The 17,763-nt window shown below is 71.2% G+C and carries 17 protein-coding genes; 14 read left to right on the plus strand and 3 right to left on the minus strand.

What is annotated here, in order from left to right; translation table 11 throughout:
• Nucleotides 1–50: 50 nt before the first annotated feature.
• Together ACSBPH_RS15765 and ACSBPH_RS15770 are read right to left on the minus strand one after the other, a co-directional pair.
• The gene (locus tag ACSBPH_RS15765) at nucleotides 51–590 is read right to left on the minus strand and encodes a DUF4395 domain-containing protein (RefSeq protein ID WP_442575260.1); all 540 of its coding nucleotides are present in this window, start codon (nucleotides 588–590) and stop codon (nucleotides 51–53) included.
• Nucleotides 574–1,017, minus strand: a complete 444-nt coding sequence (locus tag ACSBPH_RS15770) for a TlpA family protein disulfide reductase (RefSeq protein ID WP_442575261.1) — start codon at nucleotides 1,015–1,017, stop codon at nucleotides 574–576. Before ACSBPH_RS15770 ends, ACSBPH_RS15765 begins: the two co-directional genes overlap by 17 nt.
• A gap of 93 nt (nucleotides 1,018–1,110) precedes the next feature.
• Here ACSBPH_RS15770 and thyX point away from each other — a divergent pair, with 93 nt between their 5' ends.
• The 13 genes from thyX to ACSBPH_RS15835 all read left to right on the plus strand — a co-directional run bounded on the left by thyX (nucleotide 1,111) and on the right by ACSBPH_RS15835 (nucleotide 13,889).
• On the plus strand, nucleotides 1,111–1,854 hold the full coding sequence (gene thyX, locus ACSBPH_RS15775; protein WP_442575262.1) for an FAD-dependent thymidylate synthase: 744 nt from the start codon (nucleotides 1,111–1,113) through the stop codon (nucleotides 1,852–1,854).
• A gap of 1 nt (nucleotide 1,855) precedes the next feature.
• Nucleotides 1,856–2,623: an SDR family NAD(P)-dependent oxidoreductase gene (locus tag ACSBPH_RS15780; RefSeq protein ID WP_442575263.1), complete on the plus strand. Its 768-nt coding sequence runs from the start codon at nucleotides 1,856–1,858 to the stop codon at nucleotides 2,621–2,623.
• 195 nt (nucleotides 2,624–2,818) lie between these two features.
• Nucleotides 2,819–3,697, plus strand: coding sequence for a type IV toxin-antitoxin system AbiEi family antitoxin domain-containing protein (locus tag ACSBPH_RS15785; RefSeq protein ID WP_442575264.1), 879 nt, complete (start codon nucleotides 2,819–2,821; stop codon nucleotides 3,695–3,697).
• Between the two features lie 169 nt (nucleotides 3,698–3,866).
• Nucleotides 3,867–4,844, plus strand: a complete 978-nt coding sequence (dapA, locus tag ACSBPH_RS15790) for a 4-hydroxy-tetrahydrodipicolinate synthase (RefSeq protein ID WP_442575265.1) — start codon at nucleotides 3,867–3,869, stop codon at nucleotides 4,842–4,844.
• Between the two features lie 81 nt (nucleotides 4,845–4,925).
• Nucleotides 4,926–6,602 carry a ribonuclease J gene (locus ACSBPH_RS15795; RefSeq protein WP_442575266.1) on the plus strand — a complete coding sequence of 559 codons (1,677 nt, stop codon included), beginning with the start codon at nucleotides 4,926–4,928 and terminating at the stop codon, nucleotides 6,600–6,602.
• Between the two features lie 43 nt (nucleotides 6,603–6,645).
• Complete coding sequence (locus ACSBPH_RS15800) at nucleotides 6,646–7,140, plus strand: GNAT family N-acetyltransferase (RefSeq protein ID WP_442575267.1); 495 nt, start codon at nucleotides 6,646–6,648, stop codon at nucleotides 7,138–7,140.
• Nucleotides 7,141–7,223: 83 nt separating this feature from the next.
• On the plus strand, nucleotides 7,224–9,935 hold the full coding sequence (locus ACSBPH_RS15805) for a DNA translocase FtsK 4TM domain-containing protein (RefSeq protein ID WP_442575268.1): 2,712 nt from the start codon (nucleotides 7,224–7,226) through the stop codon (nucleotides 9,933–9,935).
• 2 nt (nucleotides 9,936–9,937) lie between these two features.
• Nucleotides 9,938–10,516, plus strand: coding sequence for a CDP-diacylglycerol--glycerol-3-phosphate 3-phosphatidyltransferase (gene pgsA / locus ACSBPH_RS15810; protein WP_442575269.1), 579 nt, complete (start codon nucleotides 9,938–9,940; stop codon nucleotides 10,514–10,516).
• Nucleotides 10,513–11,058: a CinA family protein gene (locus ACSBPH_RS15815; protein WP_442575270.1), complete on the plus strand. Its 546-nt coding sequence runs from the start codon at nucleotides 10,513–10,515 to the stop codon at nucleotides 11,056–11,058. Before pgsA ends, ACSBPH_RS15815 begins: the two co-directional genes overlap by 4 nt.
• Before the next feature lie 164 nt (nucleotides 11,059–11,222).
• Nucleotides 11,223–11,540, plus strand: a complete 318-nt coding sequence (locus ACSBPH_RS15820) for a helix-turn-helix domain-containing protein (RefSeq protein WP_442575271.1) — start codon at nucleotides 11,223–11,225, stop codon at nucleotides 11,538–11,540.
• A gap of 74 nt (nucleotides 11,541–11,614) precedes the next feature.
• Nucleotides 11,615–11,839 carry a DUF3046 domain-containing protein gene (locus ACSBPH_RS15825; protein ID WP_442575272.1) on the plus strand — a complete coding sequence of 75 codons (225 nt, stop codon included), beginning with the start codon at nucleotides 11,615–11,617 and terminating at the stop codon, nucleotides 11,837–11,839.
• A gap of 258 nt (nucleotides 11,840–12,097) precedes the next feature.
• Nucleotides 12,098–13,150: a recombinase RecA gene (recA, locus tag ACSBPH_RS15830; protein WP_442575273.1), complete on the plus strand. Its 1,053-nt coding sequence runs from the start codon at nucleotides 12,098–12,100 to the stop codon at nucleotides 13,148–13,150.
• 10 nt (nucleotides 13,151–13,160) lie between these two features.
• Complete coding sequence (locus tag ACSBPH_RS15835) at nucleotides 13,161–13,889, plus strand: regulatory protein RecX (RefSeq protein WP_442575274.1); 729 nt, start codon at nucleotides 13,161–13,163, stop codon at nucleotides 13,887–13,889.
• Between the two features lie 87 nt (nucleotides 13,890–13,976).
• Here ACSBPH_RS15835 and ACSBPH_RS15840 read toward each other — a convergent pair whose 3' ends face one another.
• A complete protein-coding gene (locus ACSBPH_RS15840; RefSeq protein ID WP_442575275.1) occupies nucleotides 13,977–16,667 on the minus strand; it encodes a LuxR C-terminal-related transcriptional regulator in 2,691 nt (896 codons plus the stop codon).
• Nucleotides 16,668–16,983: 316 nt separating this feature from the next.
• Between ACSBPH_RS15840 and ACSBPH_RS15845 the strand changes: the two genes are divergently transcribed.
• Nucleotides 16,984–17,757: a hypothetical protein gene (locus ACSBPH_RS15845; RefSeq protein ID WP_442575276.1), complete on the plus strand. Its 774-nt coding sequence runs from the start codon at nucleotides 16,984–16,986 to the stop codon at nucleotides 17,755–17,757.
• Nucleotides 17,758–17,763: the final 6 nt, after the last annotated feature.

Below are 17,763 nucleotides of genomic sequence, written 5' to 3' on the forward strand. Positions count from 1 at the left end.
AGAAGGAACGGATTGACTGCGGGGCCGCGCGCAGGGAAGGTGCGCAGGCCTCAGACGGTCGCGGGACGCCGGCGCCCGACGACGCCGAACCGCTGGAGCAGCAGGTAGAGCCGGCAGCCGAGGCAGAATCCGAAGGCCGCGTTGAGGAATGCCGCGACGAACGCCGCGGAAGCGGCGACGGGGAGCGCCCACGGCACGCCGACGAGCTGCAGCACGAGACCGATCGCGACGACGACGAGGCCCACGCCCTGCGCGAACCGCGGCGGACGCGGGTCTTCGAGCTCGGCGGGCGGCCCGATGCGGGGGCGCACGACGGCGCGGTAGAGCGCGCCCCACGGGGCCGTCCGGGGCGACAGGACGCCCCACAGGAAAAGCAGCGCCGTCACGAGCAGCAGGAGGAACGCCGGGTCGAGCACGCGTTGGGCGACGGATGCCTCGGCGAGCGCCCACGTGCCGTCGGCGTTGCGGGCGGTGGGAAGCCCCGTGAGGCCGAGGAAGATGTCGACGAGAAGCAGGAGCGACGTGATGCCGGCGGCGAAGCGCAGACCCCGGGGGTCGACGCCGTCGGTGCGGTCAGGGCTGGCGGACATCGGCTTCCTCCGTCAGGCGGTTCAGTTCCAGTTCGAGCACTTCACGGCTGGGGACGCCGCCGAAGCGGGTCTGGATGACGCCGTCCCGATCGAGTATGAGGGTGGTCGGGGTCTGCATGACGTGAAAATGACGCGCGATGTCGGGGCGGTGCGTGAGGTCGACGTCGAGGTGCCGCACCCCGGGGTGGGAGCCGGCGAGCGCCGCGAGCGTGCGGTGGACCCCGGGGCACCGCGCGCAGAGCTCGGTGCTGAACTGCAGGAGGGTCGCCGTCTCGCCCAGCGAATCCGCGCCGAGGCGCTCGGGCTGGACGACCTCGTGGGGGATGTCGCGGTGGGGGCGATTCTGCTGCCAGCGCAGGTAGACGCCGATGCCGATCGTCGCCGTCAGCAAGACGGCGAGCACGATCGTTGCCCCCAAGAGAGTCACAGCAGATCAGCGTAACCCTTTTCAGCTGAATGCATCCGGATAACGCGATCACGACGAGCGCGGTGGCGATCGCCAGTCGGTAGGGTGGCAGGCGTGAGCGAGGCTGCAGAGACCCCCGAGATCGAATTCCGCAGCGACGTGACGGTCGAGCTCGTGCGGGCAAGCGCCGCCGACTCGGACGTCCTGTTCGCGGCCCGCGTGTCGACGCAGGGCGAGCAGACACTGGATGCCGCGGCCTCCGGTGCCGAGGCATCCGGACGCGATCGTGGCCTGATCAACTACCTCATGCGCGACCGCCACGGCTCGCCGTTCGAGCACAACTCGATGACCTTCTACGTGCAGGCGCCGATCTTCGTCTTCCGCGAGTTCATGCGGCACCGCATCGCCTCCTACAACGAGGAGTCGGGTCGCTACCGCGAGCTTCGGCCCGTCTTCTACGTGCCCGCCCGCGAGCGCAACCTCGTGCAGGTCGGAAAGCCCGGGGCGTACGAGTTCCTCCCGGGCAGCGAAGAGCAGTTCGAGATCGTCGACACCGCCACGCGCGAGGCGTCGCTCCAGGCCTTCGCCGCCTATCAGCGCATGCTCGAGGCGGGAGTGGCCCGCGAGGTCGCGCGCATCGTCCTGCCGCTGAACATCTACTCGTCGATGTACGTGACGCTCAATGCGCGGTCGCTCATGAACTTCCTGTCGCTTCGCACGAAGGTCGAGGGGACGCATTTCCCGTCCTTCCCGCAGCGCGAGATCGAGATGTGCGCCGAGAAGATGGAGACGTTCTGGCGGGAGCGGATGCCTCTCACCCACGCGGCCTTCAACGCCAACGGCCGCGTCGCGCCCTGACATGACCAAGACGGCGCTCATCACCGGCGCGAGCTCGGGCCTCGGCGCGGAGTACGCGCGCCAGCTGGCCCTGCGAGGGTTCGACCTCGTGCTCGTGGCCCGCGACCGGGAGGCGCTCGAGCAGCACGCGGCGGAGCTGCACTCGCGCTTCGGCATCGCCGTCGAGGTGCTGCCGGCCGACCTGCTCGCTCCGCGTCAGCGCGAGAAGGTCGAGCGACGGATCGAGGCCGACGACCGGCCGCCGATCGACATCCTGGTCAACAACGCCGGCTTCGGCCTGCCGCTGGACTTCGCCCGCAACGACATCGAAGACGAGGTGCGCCATCTCGGGCTCCACGTCGAGGTGCCGATGCGGCTGACCCACGCCGCCCTCGGGCCCATGCTGCGCCGCGGTCGAGGCCGGATCCTCAACGTCGCGTCGGTCGCGGCGTTCATGCCGCGGTCCACCTACGGCGCGTGCAAGCGGTGGCTCGTGGAGTTCAGCCGCTGGGCGAACGCGCAGTACGGCCCGCGCGGAGTCACCGTCACGGCCGTCTGCCCCGGCTTCACCCACACGAGCTTCCACGAGCGGATGGGTCTCCCGCCGGGCGACGAGGGGATCTCGGACTTCCTGTGGCTCGCTGCCCCCGACGTCGTCGCCGAGTCGCTGCGCGACGCCGCGCGGGGGAAGGGCGTCTCGGTGCCCTCGCTGCGGTACAAGGTGCTGACCCGGGTCGTGCGGATCCTCCCCGCGTCGGTGTCGGCGCGCCTCGGGCAGCGCGGACGCTGACCCCCGCCGGCTGGTCGGCCGGCGCCGTCCGCACGACGTGCCGGCGACACGCCGCCTGTCCGGCGCCGTCCACCGGCGTGTCGTCGCCGGGCCGTGCGGACGGCCGGTCCTCCACAGGCAGGGACGACGCGGGAGGTCTCCGCAGGTTTCGTCGGCGCGGCTCCGGGCGGGGGAGATCGGGTCCATCGTCGGGGGATGCACGAGTCGGTGGAGGCCGCCTGCCGGGCATCGGCCGGCACCGCGACGGCGGCGCAGCTCACGAGTCGGGGCTGCTCGCGGGCGGCTCTCACCGCCGCCGTGCGCTCGGGCATCCTCGTGCGGCCGCGACGAGGAACCTATGCCGTTTCCGATCTCCCGCCCGCCGCTCTGACGGCGCTTTCCCATGGCGGTCCGCTCTGCTGTGCCTCCGCGGCCAGGGAGCACGGGCTGTGGGTGCTCGAGGACGCCGAGGCCGTCCACGTGTGGCTCGGCCCCGACGGGCGGGCGCATCCGCACGCAGAGTGCTCCTGTGTCGTCCACCGGGACGGGGCGCAGCCGGTCGTCGGCGCGGTCGTCGGCGTGGCGCATTGCCTTCAGCAGATGATCGGATGCCTCGGCCCTGAGGCCTTCTTCGCCGCGCTCGAGTCCGCGCTGCGCCAGGGAAGGATCTCGCCGGCCCAGCGGGAGCAGGTTCGCCTCGGCGTCCCGAAGCGGCATCGGTGGCTCGTCGACTTCGCACGCGCCGATGCGGACAGCGGACTCGAGTCACTCGTCCGGCTTCGACTGCACCGTCTCGGGATCGATGTCGCCTGCCAGGTCAGGATCCCCGGAGTCGGCATCGTCGACTTCGTCATCGGCGACTGCCTCATCCTCGAGGCGGACGGACGGACCCATGGCGGAGAGAACCGCCACCGTGACCACGTCCGAGACGCCGTCGCCTCGGTCCTGGGCTTCGTCACGCTCCGCTACGACTACGCACTGATCGTCCACGAGTGGGAGCTGGTCGAGGCCGCCGTGCTCGCCGCCGTGGGGCGAGGACTCCACCGTTCGGCCGCGGGGCTGCGTGCCGAGGCATCCGTCCCTCTCCCTCTCTGACGCGGAGCCGTGGCCGTCCGCACGACGGAATGCCGACACGCCGAGCTCGACCCCCGCAGCCACGGCGTGTCGGTCCTCGGGTCGTGCGGACGGCACCGCCTTCCCGCCGACGCCCGCCCGAGAGATGAGGGGGGAGTGGCGGAGGCCGCCCGGACGATAGCCTTAAGGCATGACGCACACGGGCAACCCCTTCGGACAGGTGCTCGTCGCGCTGGTCACCCCGATGACAGCCGACGGCGAGGTCGATTGGCCTGCCGTCGAGAAGCACATCGACGACGTCATCACGGCGGGCGCCGACGGCATCGTCGTGACGGGCACCACGGGTGAGACCTCCACACTGACGGATGCCGAGAAGATCCGGCTCGTCGAGGCGGGGAAGGATGTCGCGGCCGGCCGCGCCGCGATCATCACCGGCGGAGGATCCAACGAGACCGCCCACGCTATCGAGCTGTACAAGGCCAGCGAGAAGGTCGGCGCCGACGGCATCATGATCGTGACGCCGTACTACAACAAGCCGACCCAGGCCGGAATCCTCACGCACTTCCGCCTCGTCGCCGACGCGACCGATCTGCCGGTCATCCTCTACGACATCCCCGGCCGCACCGGCGTGCCGATCCGCTACGAGACGATCCTCCGCCTCGCCAAGCACCCGAACATCCTCGCGATCAAGGACGCCAAGGGCGACTTCAGCGAGGTCAGCCGCGTGCTCAACCAGACCGACCTCATGTACTTCTCGGGCGACGACGCCAACGTGCTGCCGCACCTGGCGATCGGCGCGACGGGCCTCATCGGCGTGACGGCGAACATCGCCGCCCAGCCGTACCGGGTGATCGTCGACGCCGTCAACGCGGGCGACCTCAAGACGGCGACAGCGGCCCACCAGCAGCTCGAGCCGCTCGTCCGCGCCGTCATGACCCACGTGCCCGGCACCGTGTCGGCGAAGTACATCCTCCACGGCCTCGGCCGCATCGGCAGCCCGCGCGTCCGCCTGCCGCTGGTCGGACCCGAGGAGTGGGAGGCCGCCAAGATCGAGGACGAGCTCGCGCTCGTCACCGACGTCCCCGGGGCGGACTTCTCCAACTTCCGCCCCGACCGCAACGCCGCCGCCGGTGGCGCGCTGCCCAAGGTCTCGGGTACCACGAGATGACGCGCGCCGCGGTCGCCGAAACCGGCGCCGCGGGCCACGACACCGCCGCGCCCTGAGCGCGGCATCCGGAAGAAGGCTCACATGCCCAGCACCGTCTACGACCCGCCCGCGCTGGAAGCGGGCACGCTCCGCGTCACGCCGCTCGGCGGGCTCGGCGAGGTCGGCCGCAACATGACCGTGTTCGAGTACGGCGGCAAGCTCCTCATCGTCGACTGCGGCGTGCTCTTCCCCGAGGAGCACCAGCCCGGCGTCGACCTCATCCTCCCCGACTTCGAGCCGATCAAGAACCGGCTCGACGACGTCGTGGCGGTCGTGCTGACGCACGGCCATGAGGACCACATCGGCGCGGTGCCCTACCTCCTGCGCCTCAAGCCCGACATCCCGCTCGTGGGCTCGGGCCTGACCCTCGCGCTCGTCGAGGCGAAGCTCAAGGAGCACCGCATCAAGCCGTACAGCCTGACGGTGGCCGAGGGCCAGGTCGAGCGGCTCGACCCGTTCGAGCTGGAGTTCGTCGCGGTCAACCACTCGATCCCCGACGCGCTCGCCGTCGCGATCCGCACGCCGGCGGGCCTCGCCCTGGCGACGGGCGACTTCAAGATGGACCAGCTCCCGCTCGACGGGCGCCTGACCGACCTCCGCGCCTTCGCCCGTCTCGGCGAGGAGGGCGTCGACCTCTTCCTCGTCGACTCGACGAACGCCGACGTCCCCGGGTTCACGCCTCTCGAGCGGTCGATCGGACCCGTCCTCGACCAGGTCATCGGCAAGGCCCCCCGCCGCGTCATCGTCGCGAGCTTCTCGAGCCACGTGCACCGCGTGCAGCAGGTGCTGGATGCCGCGGCCGCCCACGGCCGTCGCGTCGCGCTCCTCGGCCGCAGCATGGTGCGCAACATGACGATCGCGGAGGAGCTCGGGTACCTGCACGTGCCCGAGGGCGTCCTCATCGACTACAAGAAGGCGCGCGACCTGCCCGAAGACCGGATCGTCTACATGTCGACGGGGTCCCAGGGCGAGCCCATGGCCGTCCTCAGTCGCATGGCCAACAACGACCACGAGATCGAGCCCGGACCGGGCGATACCGTGATCCTCGCCTCGAGCCTCATCCCGGGCAACGAGAACGCCGTGTACCGCGTCATCGACGGGCTCACCAAACTCGGCGCGAATGTCGTGCACAAGGGCAACGCGCAGGTGCACGTCTCGGGTCACGCCGCGGCCGGCGAGCTGCTGTACTGCTACAACATCCTCAAGCCCCGCAACGTCCTGCCCGTGCACGGCGAGTACCGGCACCTGATCGCGAACGCCAAGCTCGCCCAGGACACCGGGATCGACGAGGAGCGCACCCTCATCGCCGAGAACGGCACGGTCATAGACCTCCGCGACGGCGTCGCCCGCGTCGTCGGCCAGCTCGACCTCGGCTTCGTCTACGTCGACGGCTCGACGGTCGGCGAGATCACCGACGCCGACCTGAAGGACCGGCGGATCCTCGGCGAAGAGGGCTTCATCTCGGTCATCGTCGTGGTCGACGCGGCGACGGGGCGCATCATCTCAGGCCCCGACATCCACGCGCGCGGCTTCGCGGAGGACGACTCGGTGTTCGAGAGCGTCAAGCCCAAGATCGCGGCGGCGCTGACCGAGGCCGCCAAGTCGGGCGTGCGCGACCAGCACGCGCTGTCGCAGGTCGTGCGCCGCACGATCGGCCGCTGGGTGAACCAGTCGCTGCGCCGCCGGCCGATGATCATCCCGCTCGTCATCGAAGCGTGAGGCAGCCGGTGCGGGGCGTCCGCGCCGCTCGGTAAAATCGAGCATGCCCTCGTCCTTCCGCATCCGGCCTGCCGTGCAGGCCGACGGCGCGTTCCTCGGCGACATGGTCGTCGAGGCCGCGAATTGGCGGAGCGGGGGAGTGCGGCCGCGGCACGAGGTGCTCACGAGCTCCGAGCACAGCCGGTACGTCGCCGGCTGGATGCGCCCGAGCGATGCGGGCTTCGTCGCGCTCGACGGGCACGGCGCACCCATCGGCGCCGCGTGGTACCGGATGCTTCCCCGCAACGACCCGGGATTCGGCTACGTCGGCACGGGCGTGCCCGAGCTCATCATCGGCGTACGGCCCATCTGGCGCGCGCACGGCGTCGGCCGCGGCCTCCTGCAGCAGCTGTGCGACCACGCGCGCACGCAGGGCTTCGGCCGGCTCAGCCTGAGCGTCGAGCGCGGCAACTTCGCCGCGACCCTCTACCGCAGCGAGGGGTTCGCCGTCACGCAGAGCGGGATGGGCCGCGACACGATGGTCAAGCTCCTGCGCTGAGGACGGATGCCGCGCCCCAGCGCGTTCGCGCGCGCCCCGCGTCGCTCCCGGCCGAAGTCGGCGGTCGGACGTAGCGTGGAGGAATGGCCAGGAGCTCCAGCCCGACCGCGAATGGTCGCGCGCCCGCGAAGGGATCGTCGTCGCGTGCCCGCAAGCCGGAGCCGGCGCCCAAGCGCTACGTCGGCGACGACGAGAAGCCGCCCCTCGCCGTGCGCATGTGGCTCGGCCTCGCGCACGCGACCGGAGGCCTCTTCCGGGCCTTCGGCCCCGAGACCCTCGAGAAAGACCAGCGCCGCGACGGCTTCCCCTTCCTCCTCGTGCTGCTGGCTGTCGCCGGCGCCGTCGTCGAGTGGTTCTTCATCGGCTCCGACGTCGCCAAGACGATCAGCGCGTACTCCGCGGGCGGACTCGTCGGCCGCGTCGCCTTCGTCCTGCCCGTCCTGCTCATGCTCCTCGCGGGATGGCTGTTCCGGCATCCGTCGTCCGTCCATGACAACGGGCGCATCGGCATCGGCTTCGGCCTGTTCGTCCTGACGGTCGCGGGATTCTGCCACGTCCTCGGCGGACGGCCCCAGCCGCGCCAGGGCCTCCCGGCGCTCAGCGAGGCCGGCGGCGTCCTGGGGTGGATGATCGGCGAGCCGCTCGCCCTGCTGCTGACGCAGGTGGGGGCCGGCATCGTGCTCGCGCTCCTGGCAGTGCTCAGCATCCTGATCCTCACCAAGACGCCGCCGAACCGCATCGGCAAGCGTCTGGGCGACCTCTACGCGTGGATGTTCGGCGACGAGCGCCCCGAGCGCACGGCGGAGGAGTCCTCCGCCGCCACCGCCGACGACGAGCAGGACGCGGCGTCGCTGCCGTGGTGGCGCCGCAACAAGTCGGGCCGCGAGCAGGATCCCGACGACGGCATCGGCTCGCAGGACCTCACCGAGCTGCTCACGCCCGGTGGCACGCAGGGAGGGTTCGAGCAGGCCATCGCGCCGCCCGTGCCGCCCCCGCCCGCCGTCGCCGCGCCCGACGCCCTCACCGAGGTCATCGACCCCCTGGCGCTCGCGGGTCTCTCCACGGCGCGCACGTCCGACACCGCGCTGCGCGACGACGACGGCGCGGTCGACGGCGAGCTCCCCGGACTCTCCGGGATAGGGACGGATGCCCCGCACTCGGCCCCCGCGCTCCCGTACCGCCTGCCTTCGGTCAACGCCCTCGCGGCCGGCACGCCGCACAAGGCGCGGTCGGCCGCCAACGACGAGGTCGTGCGCGCCATCACGAGCGTCCTCCAGCAGTTCTCCGTCGACGCCCGCGTCACGGGCTTCTCGCGCGGCCCGACGGTCACGCAGTACGAGATCGAGGTCGGTCCCGGCGTCAAGGTCGAGCGCATCACGGCGCTGCAGAACAACATCGCCTACGCCGTCGCCTCCAACGAGGTGCGCATCCTCGCGCCCATCCCCGGCAAGAGCGCGATCGGCGTCGAGATCCCCAACGCGGACCGCGAGATCGTCACCCTCGGCGACGTGCTGCGCTCGCCCGCGGCGCAGCAGTCCACGCACCCCATGACGATCGGCGTCGGCAAGGACGTCGGGGGCGGCTACGTCGTGGCGAACCTCGCGAAGATGCCCCACCTCCTCGTGGCAGGCTCGACGGGCTCGGGAAAGTCGAGCTTCGTCAACTCGATGATCACGAGCCTCCTGATGCGCGCGAAGCCCGCCGACGTGCGCATGGTGCTCATCGACCCGAAGCGTGTCGAGCTCACCTCGTACGCCGGCGTGCCGCACCTCATCACGCCCATCATCACGAACCCGAAGAAGGCCGCCGAGGCGCTGCAGTGGGTCGTGAAGGAGATGGACATGAGGTACGACGACCTCGCGTCCTTCGGCTACCGGCACATCGACGACTTCAACCGCGCCGTCGTCGCGGGTGAGGTCGTCCTCCCGCCGGGCAGTCAGCGGGTCCTGAAGCCCTATCCCTACCTCCTCGTCGTCGTCGACGAGCTCGCCGACCTCATGATGGTCGCCCCGCGAGACGTCGAGGACTCGATCGTCCGCATCACACAGCTCGCGCGAGCGAGCGGCATCCACCTCGTCCTGGCGACCCAGCGTCCGTCGGTCGACGTCGTGACGGGCCTCATCAAGGCCAACGTCCCGTCTCGGCTCGCCTTCGCCGTGACGAGCGTCACGGACTCGCGCGTCATCCTCGACCAGCCGGGCGCCGACCGGCTCATCGGGCAGGGCGACGGCCTCTTCCTCCCGATGGGGGCGTCGAAGTCGCTGCGCGTCCAGGGGGCGTGGGTGAGCGAGGCCGAGATCGAGAAGGTCGTCAAGCACGTCACGCAGCAGGCCCGCCCGGAGTACCGCGACGATGTCGAAGCGGTCGCCGAGAAGAAGCAGGTCGATGCCGACATCGGCGACGACCTCGAGCTGCTGCTCGCGGCGGCCGAGCAGGTCGTCTCGACGCAGTTCGGCTCGACGTCAATGCTCCAGCGCAAGCTGCGCGTCGGCTTCGCCAAGGCCGGGCGGCTCATGGACCTCCTCGAATCGCGCGAGATCGTCGGTCCGTCGGAGGGCTCGAAGGCCCGCGACGTCCTCGTCACGGCCGAGCAGCTTCCCGAGGTCCTGGCGCGGCTGCGCGGCGACGACGTGCCTGCCGCGCCCGCTGCCCCCGCTGCCCCCGCCGCGGCGTTCGCATCCGACGCGCTCACTCGGGACTACGGTCCCGACGCCGTAGAGTCTCAGTACGAGGGCTATCCCGTGGTCGAGAGCGACGGCGACGAGGATGCCTGGGGTCTGACGGGACGGGACTGATCATGGCGATTCCACGGCAGCTGCCGAACGCCATCACGATCGTCCGCATCCTGTGCGCGCCGGTCTTCCTGTGGATGCTGCTCGCCGACGGGGGAGCGGACGGGGCCCTCCGCTGGTGGGCGGCCGTGCTCTTCATCGTCGCGATCGCGACCGACGGCATCGACGGCTACCTCGCGCGCAAGCACGACATCGTCACCGACCTCGGCAAGCTCCTCGATCCCATCGCCGACAAGGTCCTCACCGGCTTCGCCTTCATCGGGCTGTCGATCCTCGGCGAGCTGCCGTGGTGGATCACGATCGTCGTCCTCATCCGCGAGATCGGCATCACCGTCTACCGCTTCATGGTCGTCAGCGACCACGTGCTCGCTGCGGCCTGGATGGGCAAGCTCAAGACCGTCGCGCAAGCCGTGGCGCTTTCTCTCGCGCTGCTGCCGCTGTGGACCCTCGTCGGCGACTGGATCTGGTGGGTCAACGGCATCACGATGGCGATCGCCGTCGTCCTCACGATCGCCAGCGGCATCGATTACATCGTGAGCGAGGTGCGTGCCGCCCGCTCCCGGCGCGAAGGGGGCCGGCGGTGACGCTCGTCCCGCCGCAGGGCGGGGGACTGCCCGACGACGCCGAGATCACGCTCGTGCGCGAGCGACGCTCCGACGCGGAGCGGCTGCTCGCGCGGCTCCGCGAGCTCGGCTGGACCGTCGGGGTCGCGGAGTCGCTGACGGGCGGCCTCGTCACCTCGGCGCTCGTCAGCGTGCCGGGCGCATCGGCGGTCGTGCGCGGCGGCATCGTCGCCTACGCGCCGGGCCTCAAGCATTCGCTCCTCGGGGTCGACCCGACGCTCCTCGAGGCGCACGGCGCCGTGCACCCCCGCGTCGCGCGGCAGATGGCCGAAGGCGTGCGGGTGCGCCTCGCGCTCGGCGACGAGCCGTGCGACGTCGGCATCTCCACGACGGGCATCGCCGGCCCCGTCTCTCCCGACGGCCAGCCGGTCGGGACGGTCCACATCGGCATCGCGACACCGCTCGGCACCCGCGTGTCATCGCTCGAGCTGCGGGGGACGCGCGAGGAGATCCGCGCCGAGACCGTCCGTCGCGCCGTTCGGACGGCACTGGAGGCGTTGTGACCGCAGCGCCGCAATTGCCTTCCGCCGGCGGGAATGCGGCACGTTTCGAGTGGGTTACATTCGGTGATTCCCACCCGTTACCCAGCGCACAGGATTAGATTGACCGTTATCGGTGTTGTACCGTTGTCCACCCGGATACCGGCGGAAGTGAAGAGGGGGCCCGCATGATCCTGGTTCGTCACGAGATCGGCGAAGTCCTGCGCGACTTCCGCCTGCAGAAGGGCCGCACGCTTCGTCAGGTCGCGGGCCGCGCGAGTGTCGCCCTCGGCTACCTCAGTGAGGTCGAGCGCGGACAGAAGGAGGCATCGAGCGAGATCCTCGCCTCGGTCGCCGACGCACTCGACGTGCCCATCTCCACGATCATGCGCGAGGTGGGCGACCGCATCTCGGTCCTCGAGGGCCTTCAGACCTTCCCCGACGTCGTCCCCGACGACCTCGCCGGGCTCGACTCCGACCTGCAGCCCGAACTGTCGCTGCGCTGATCTCCTCCCGCCCCTCATCACTTCGACGGCGGTCCGAGACCTCCTTCGACGACGCTTCGGAACCGAGGTGAGCTATGCGTCGTAGCGAGTTCGAGCGCGCCGTCGACACCGAGTTCGGCCCTCGCGCGGGTGCGCTGATGGCCGACCTCGTGCTGCCGACTCTCGGCGGCCACACCGCCAGGCAGGCGATCGATACCGGCATGCCGCCGCGCGAGATCTGGCTCGCGCTGTGCGATGAGATGGATGTGCCGCGCGACCGCCGCTACGGCGCCGGGCGCATGGAGCCGCGCCGCCGCTGACGGGCCTCGCGGACGGTTTCGAGACGCCGGCGACTCGGCGTGTCATCGAACGTCCGTTCGATGAAGGCATAGGCTCCTGCACAGCAGGTGTCGAAGAACGACTGTCCACTCCTGCGGAGAAGGCGACGAACGATGTCGGAGCCCCTCCCTAGCGTGGACATCGTCGAACGACACCTCACGCCTTGTCGCAGCATCCGTCCCACCGGGCCGGAGCGCGACAGCCTACAGGCGACGGAACGCGAGCATTAGGAGCACGCCATGCCATCAGCAGTTGACCGCGAGAAGGCCCTCGAGTCGGCCCTGGCCCAGATCGACCGGCAGTTCGGAAAGGGCTCGGTCATGCGGCTGGGCAGCGACGATCGTGCTCCTGTCGAGGTGATCCCGACCGGTTCCATCGCGCTGGACGTCGCCCTCGGCATCGGCGGGCTGCCGCGCGGCCGCATCATCGAGATCTACGGCCCCGAGTCGTCGGGTAAGACGACGCTGACCCTGCACGCGATCGCGAACGTGCAGCGCGCGGGCGGCATCGCGGCCTTCGTCGACGCCGAGCACGCGCTCGACCCCGACTACGCGCAGAAGCTCGGTGTCGACATCGACCAGCTCCTCGTCTCTCAGCCCGACACCGGTGAGCAGGCGCTCGAGATCGCCGACATGCTCGTCCGCTCCGGCGCGATCGACCTCGTCGTCATCGACTCCGTCGCGGCCCTCGTGCCCAAGGCCGAGATCGAGGGCGAGATGGGCGACTCGCACGTCGGTCTGCAGGCGCGTCTCATGTCGCAGGCCCTCCGCAAGCTCACGGGTGGCCTCAACCAGACGAACACCACGATGATCTTCATCAACCAGCTGCGCGAGAAGATCGGCGTCTTCTTCGGCTCGCCCGAGACCACCGCGGGCGGCAAGGCGCTCAAGTTCTACGCCTCCGTGCGCCTCGACATCCGTCGCATCGAGACCCTGAAAGACGGCGCGGAGGCTGTCGGCAACCGCACGCGCGTGAAGGTCGTCAAGAACAAGATGGCGCCGCCGTTCAAGCAGGCCGAGTTCGACATCCTCTACGGCGTGGGCATCTCCCGCGAGGGGAGTCTCATCGACTTCGGCGTCGAGCACGGCATCGTCAAGAAGTCGGGCGCCTGGTACACCTACGACGGCGAGCAGCTCGGCCAGGGCAAGGAGAACGCGCGCAACTTCCTCCTCAAGAATGCGGATGTCGCGGCCGAGATCGAGTCGAAGATCAAGGAGAAGCTCGGCATCGGCGTGCCGCGCAGCACCGAGGCTCCCGGCGAAGACGAGCTCGCGAAGCGCCGTCCGGCCTGAGCGGTGATCGATGACCGTGGGCACTGATGTGACCGACGGGGGAGACCCTCGCTCGGCTTCCGAGCCGGGCGAGGGCCTCGCCCCCGTCATCCCGCTCTTCGGCGCGCGGACGGGCGCTGAGCCCGACGCGGAGTCGGAGGCGCCGCGCACGGCGGTCTGGCGCTCGACGTGGGACGAAGACGTCGTCCCACTCGCACGCCGGTCGGCCGGTGGCGACGACAACCGCGGTGACGGCCGCACCGACGGCGCCGCAGAAGGCGACGGCGCCGTGGGCCCGTCCCTCGAACTCGCCGAGAAGCAGCTCCTCAAGAAGCTCCGGGTGAGGTCGCTGTCGATCTCCGAGGCCAGGAGCGTGCTCCTCGGCTTCGGAACCCCGGCGGCCGACGCGGATCTCGTCATCGACGCGTTCGTGAGCCGCGGCTACCTCGACGACGCGGCCCTCGCCGAGCAGCTCGTGCATGTCGGCCTCGATCGCAAGGGCCAGGGCAGGCGCGTCATCGCACAGTCCCTCGCCAAGCGCGGAGTGCCGCGCGACATCGCGGATGCCGCGCTGCGCGCGCTCCCCGACGACGACGCGGAGCGCGCCCTCGACTTCGCTCGAGGCAAGGCCCGGTCGCTCGCCTCGCTCGACCGCGAGACGGCTCTGCGCCGGCTCACGGGCCAGCTGGCGCGGCGCGGCTACGGCGGCTCGGTCGCGCTCGACGCGGCTCGCGCCGCCCTCGACGAGGCCGGCGGCTGACGAGCGCCCCGCCTGGTGGTTCAGACGGGAGAAGCCCGGCACACGTGCCGGGCTTCTCCCGTCTTGCCTGCGAGCTGTCCCGCGGGCTCAGCGCCCGTGGGTGCCGTCCCGGCGGTCTTCGGTCGCCCGGCCGACCAGACGCCCGAGCTCGTTGCGCGACCGCGCCCCGACCTTCGCACGCGCCTGGTACACGTGGGATTCGACCGTGCGCACCGAGAGGTACAGCCGTTCCGCGATCTCGCGGTTGGTGAGTCCCTCCGCCACGAGATGCGCGATCTCGCGCTCCCGGCGCGTGAGGCCGAGCGCAGGCTGCACCGGGTTGACGGGGGCGCCGCCGGCGAGCATGCCCGTCGGCCGCAGTCCGAATGCGGGGCGCAGGGCACCCGGCGCTCGGCGGGGGGACTCGGCATCCGCTCGCCCGCTCGCCCACGCAGCCCCCAGCCGGAGGCGCTCGATCGGGCTGCGGCGCGCCATGTTCTTGCGACCGCGCAGCACGGCGGCAGCACGCTCGGTGAGGGCGTGCGCCGCGGCGGTGTCGGTGGCGTCCGCGATCCGTCGCATGCGGTGCAGCACGACGTCGTCGCCGGCGCCGAGGGCCGTGACCTGGTACAGGTCGCGCAGGTGCATGAGTCGCGCGCCGACGTCGTCCGACAGGCCGCGCGCCTCCTGCGCGAGATCGATCGCCTCGTGCGTCTGACCCTCTGCCGCCAGGATGCAGCTCTCGGTGAGAGCCTGCTCGTGGCGGATGAGCGCGGCAGACCAGGTGGTCGTCTCCACGGCGTGGCGCAGCAGCGAACGGGCCTCGCCGGTGCGGTCGAGGAGCGCGAGCGTCCGCGCGACCGACAGCTGCATGAGCGCGACGGCCGGTCCGAAGCTCAGCTGCATCGAGCGCCCGGTCGCGGCGCGGATCTCGCTGATCGCGCCGTCGGCATTGCCCGCGCGGGCGTGAGCCAGACCCGCGACGAGGCCGGCGAGGACGATCGCCGGTCCCACGCCCTCTCGCGAGGCGAGGACCGTCTCGTCGCGGAGCCGGTCGGTGACGCCGGCCGACTCGAACCCCGCGGTCTGCGCGGCGAGGAGCTCGATGCCGAGCGCGACCATCCGCTCCGACGCTCCGAGCGTCCCCGGGGCGGAGGGTGCGCGCATGAGGCGGTGGGCGCGCTCCAGCTGACCTGCGCAGTCCGCCCAGACGCCGTCGTACGCCCGCGCGAGGGCCGAGACGAGGAGACCCCGCAGCTGCGTGACCCCGTCGACGTTCGCGTCGTCGCCGATATGGCTCGCCGCTGCCTCCGCCTGTGCCCAGTCCATCCGCATAGCGGCGCATTCGGCGACCGCGAGGTCGAGCTCGGCCGCTGTGCGGGGGTCGTCGGCGAAGGCCGGCTGGAGCGTGTCGCGCAGCGTCATGGCGTTGAGACCGGCCAGGACGTGCGCGCGGAGCCGGAGGTACCGGCGCAGCGTCGGTCCGTCGAGTGCCGCCGGGTCGAGGCCCGCGAGCGGGGCGCTCGAGCGCAGGATCGCGGACTGGGCCCACTGCCGTTCCAGCTGAAGAGCGCCTTCCAGGCCGCTTCCCTGGATGCCCTTGGCGACGCTGTCGTCGAGGGTGGCGTAGGCGACGGCCAGCATGGGCTCACCGTCGTCGTTGGCGCGGCGGGCCGCGTCGAGGGCGACGCGGGCGCGGAGGGCGGGCGCGGCATCCTGCGCTGCGACGGCGAGGTGCCTGCCGCCGTGCCAGCGCTGGGCGATGAGCACCGCCAGCGGGATGCTCCACCACGACCCGTGGGCCCCGATCATGCGCGACGCAGCGCTGTCGATCGTCTCGTCGAGGCGTCCCGGGGCGAGCTGGTGCTCGGCCTCGCCGGCCAGCGCTGCGTTGGCGAACAGCCGGCGTCGGATCGTGCCGTCGTGCTGCACGACCCCTGCCGAGATCAGTCCGTCGACGAGCTTGGCCGAGAGGAAGCGCGTCGCGTCGGCGTATTCGATGCGCGGCAGCCGCCCGAGGAGGGCGAGCGCCTCGCGATCGCCCGGCGTGAGCTCGGCGACGTGCTCGTACAGGGCATCGCCCAGGCGGCTGTGCCGGGGGATCTCCTCCAGCGCATCCAGCGGATCGCGCCCGTCGGCGAGGGCGGCCGTCGCGTACGCCGCGAACTCCCGGAGGAGGACGCGCGATCCGTCCGCGAGGCCGATCACCGCGGCGCGCACCGCGGAGTCGAGCCTGTCGACGCCGGGCACCTGGTCGAGGAGACGCTCGGCGTCGGAGGCGACGAGCTCTCGCAGATCGATGCGCTCGGCGAAGCCGTGCGACCACAGATCGACGAGGGCGGATGCCGTGGCCGCGGTGTCGCGGGCTCGTCGATCGCGAGCGCGCGGCACGGCGATGGCGAGGAGCGCGACGGCACGGCGCCGATAGATGGCGCGCGCGATCTGCTCCGCCGACTCGGAGTCGAGGGTGTGGGCGTCGTCGATGATCAGGACGATCGGCTCGGCGGCGGATGCCGCGTCGTCGTCGTCGCGCAGCAGCTCGCCGCGCAGATCTGGACAGGAGGTGAGCGCACCGAAAGGCACCGAGCTCAGCACGGGCCCAGGACGCACGACGATCGGGGGAGTACCCCGTCGTTCGAGTTCCTCGGTGACCGTTCTGAGCAGGTGGCTCTTGCCACTGCCGAGGGGACCCGCCACGAGCACAGTTGTGCCCGAGAGAACAGCGCGGGTCAGTCGGGCGGGGTCGCGGTCGGCGCCGACGATCGTATCAATGCGGTGATCAACCGTGCGGTCAGCCATCTCACCTCCGTTACTCCAATCTCCCCCGAGCAATGGCAGGCGGATGAGCCTGCGAACGAACCTTCACATTATCGACGCTGAGAAGCCCATCTGTTCGGCGTGCGGAGTGTCGACCACTGAGATCGGATCACAGTAGTTCGGAGATTCGGGTCTTCCGTGCCCTCTGAGAGGGCTCGGGGCGCCGATTCACCGGTTTGCCTGCGGATATGAGTCGGCTCTCATGTTCGGGGTGCGAAATCGAGGCTTACTGTGCCGAAGGCGGGCGCACGAGTCCGTCCCGCGCCACCGGCGCGGGGGAAAGGTCCGGAGTACGCGAGTGGAGCATCAGAGGAGCTCGTCGAGCCGCCCCGCCACGCGCCGCCGTACCATCGCCGGCATCGCGTTCGTGTCGGTGTCGCTGCTTGCCGCAGGCGGGGTTCTGCTCGGTCAGGCCAGCGCAGCCATGTCGGTCGAGACATCTGCGAGCGACCTCACGGGGCGCGTCATCCTCTCCGCTGACTCCTCCCCGTCGGATCTCCTCGAGCTCGGGCCGGGCGACCCCGCGCACTGGGAGGTCACGGCGCGTCTGGAGGACGCCGCCGCGGCGACGGTCGCGCTCGAGCTGCGACGGTCGGGCGAGGTCATCGATGTTCCGCGGGGCCTGCAGGTCACGGTGGCGTCGTGCAGCCAGGAGTGGACACAGGCAGGGGCCTCGCCCACGTGCGAGCCCGGTGAGGACCGCGTCACCCTCGCTCCGCCGCCCGAGGCGAAGGCCGGGGCGACCCCGGTCTTCGACATCGCGGCCGAGCCGGCGGGTACGCCCGCGCATCTTCTCGTCACGCTCGCGATCGACCCCTCGACCGGCCGCGCGGCGGCCGAGCGCCTGGCCGACCTCGGTGACCAGCTCGCTCTCGGGCTCACGCCCGTGGCGGTCGACGGCGTGCCCGTCGCGAGAGCGGGCGACCGCGCCGTGACGGACGGGCTTCTTCCGCTCCTGGCCGCCGCCGCGATCGCTTCGGGAGTCGTGGGGCTGAGTTCCGCCATCCGCCTGGCGCGGGGCGGCGCCGCGGACACGGCGCGCCCACGGAAGCCGCGGGGCTCCCGGCGCTGAGGCCGC

Source organism: Microbacterium sp. F51-2R (genome assembly GCF_052180235.1).
Classification (GTDB): domain Bacteria; phylum Actinomycetota; class Actinomycetes; order Actinomycetales; family Microbacteriaceae; genus Microbacterium.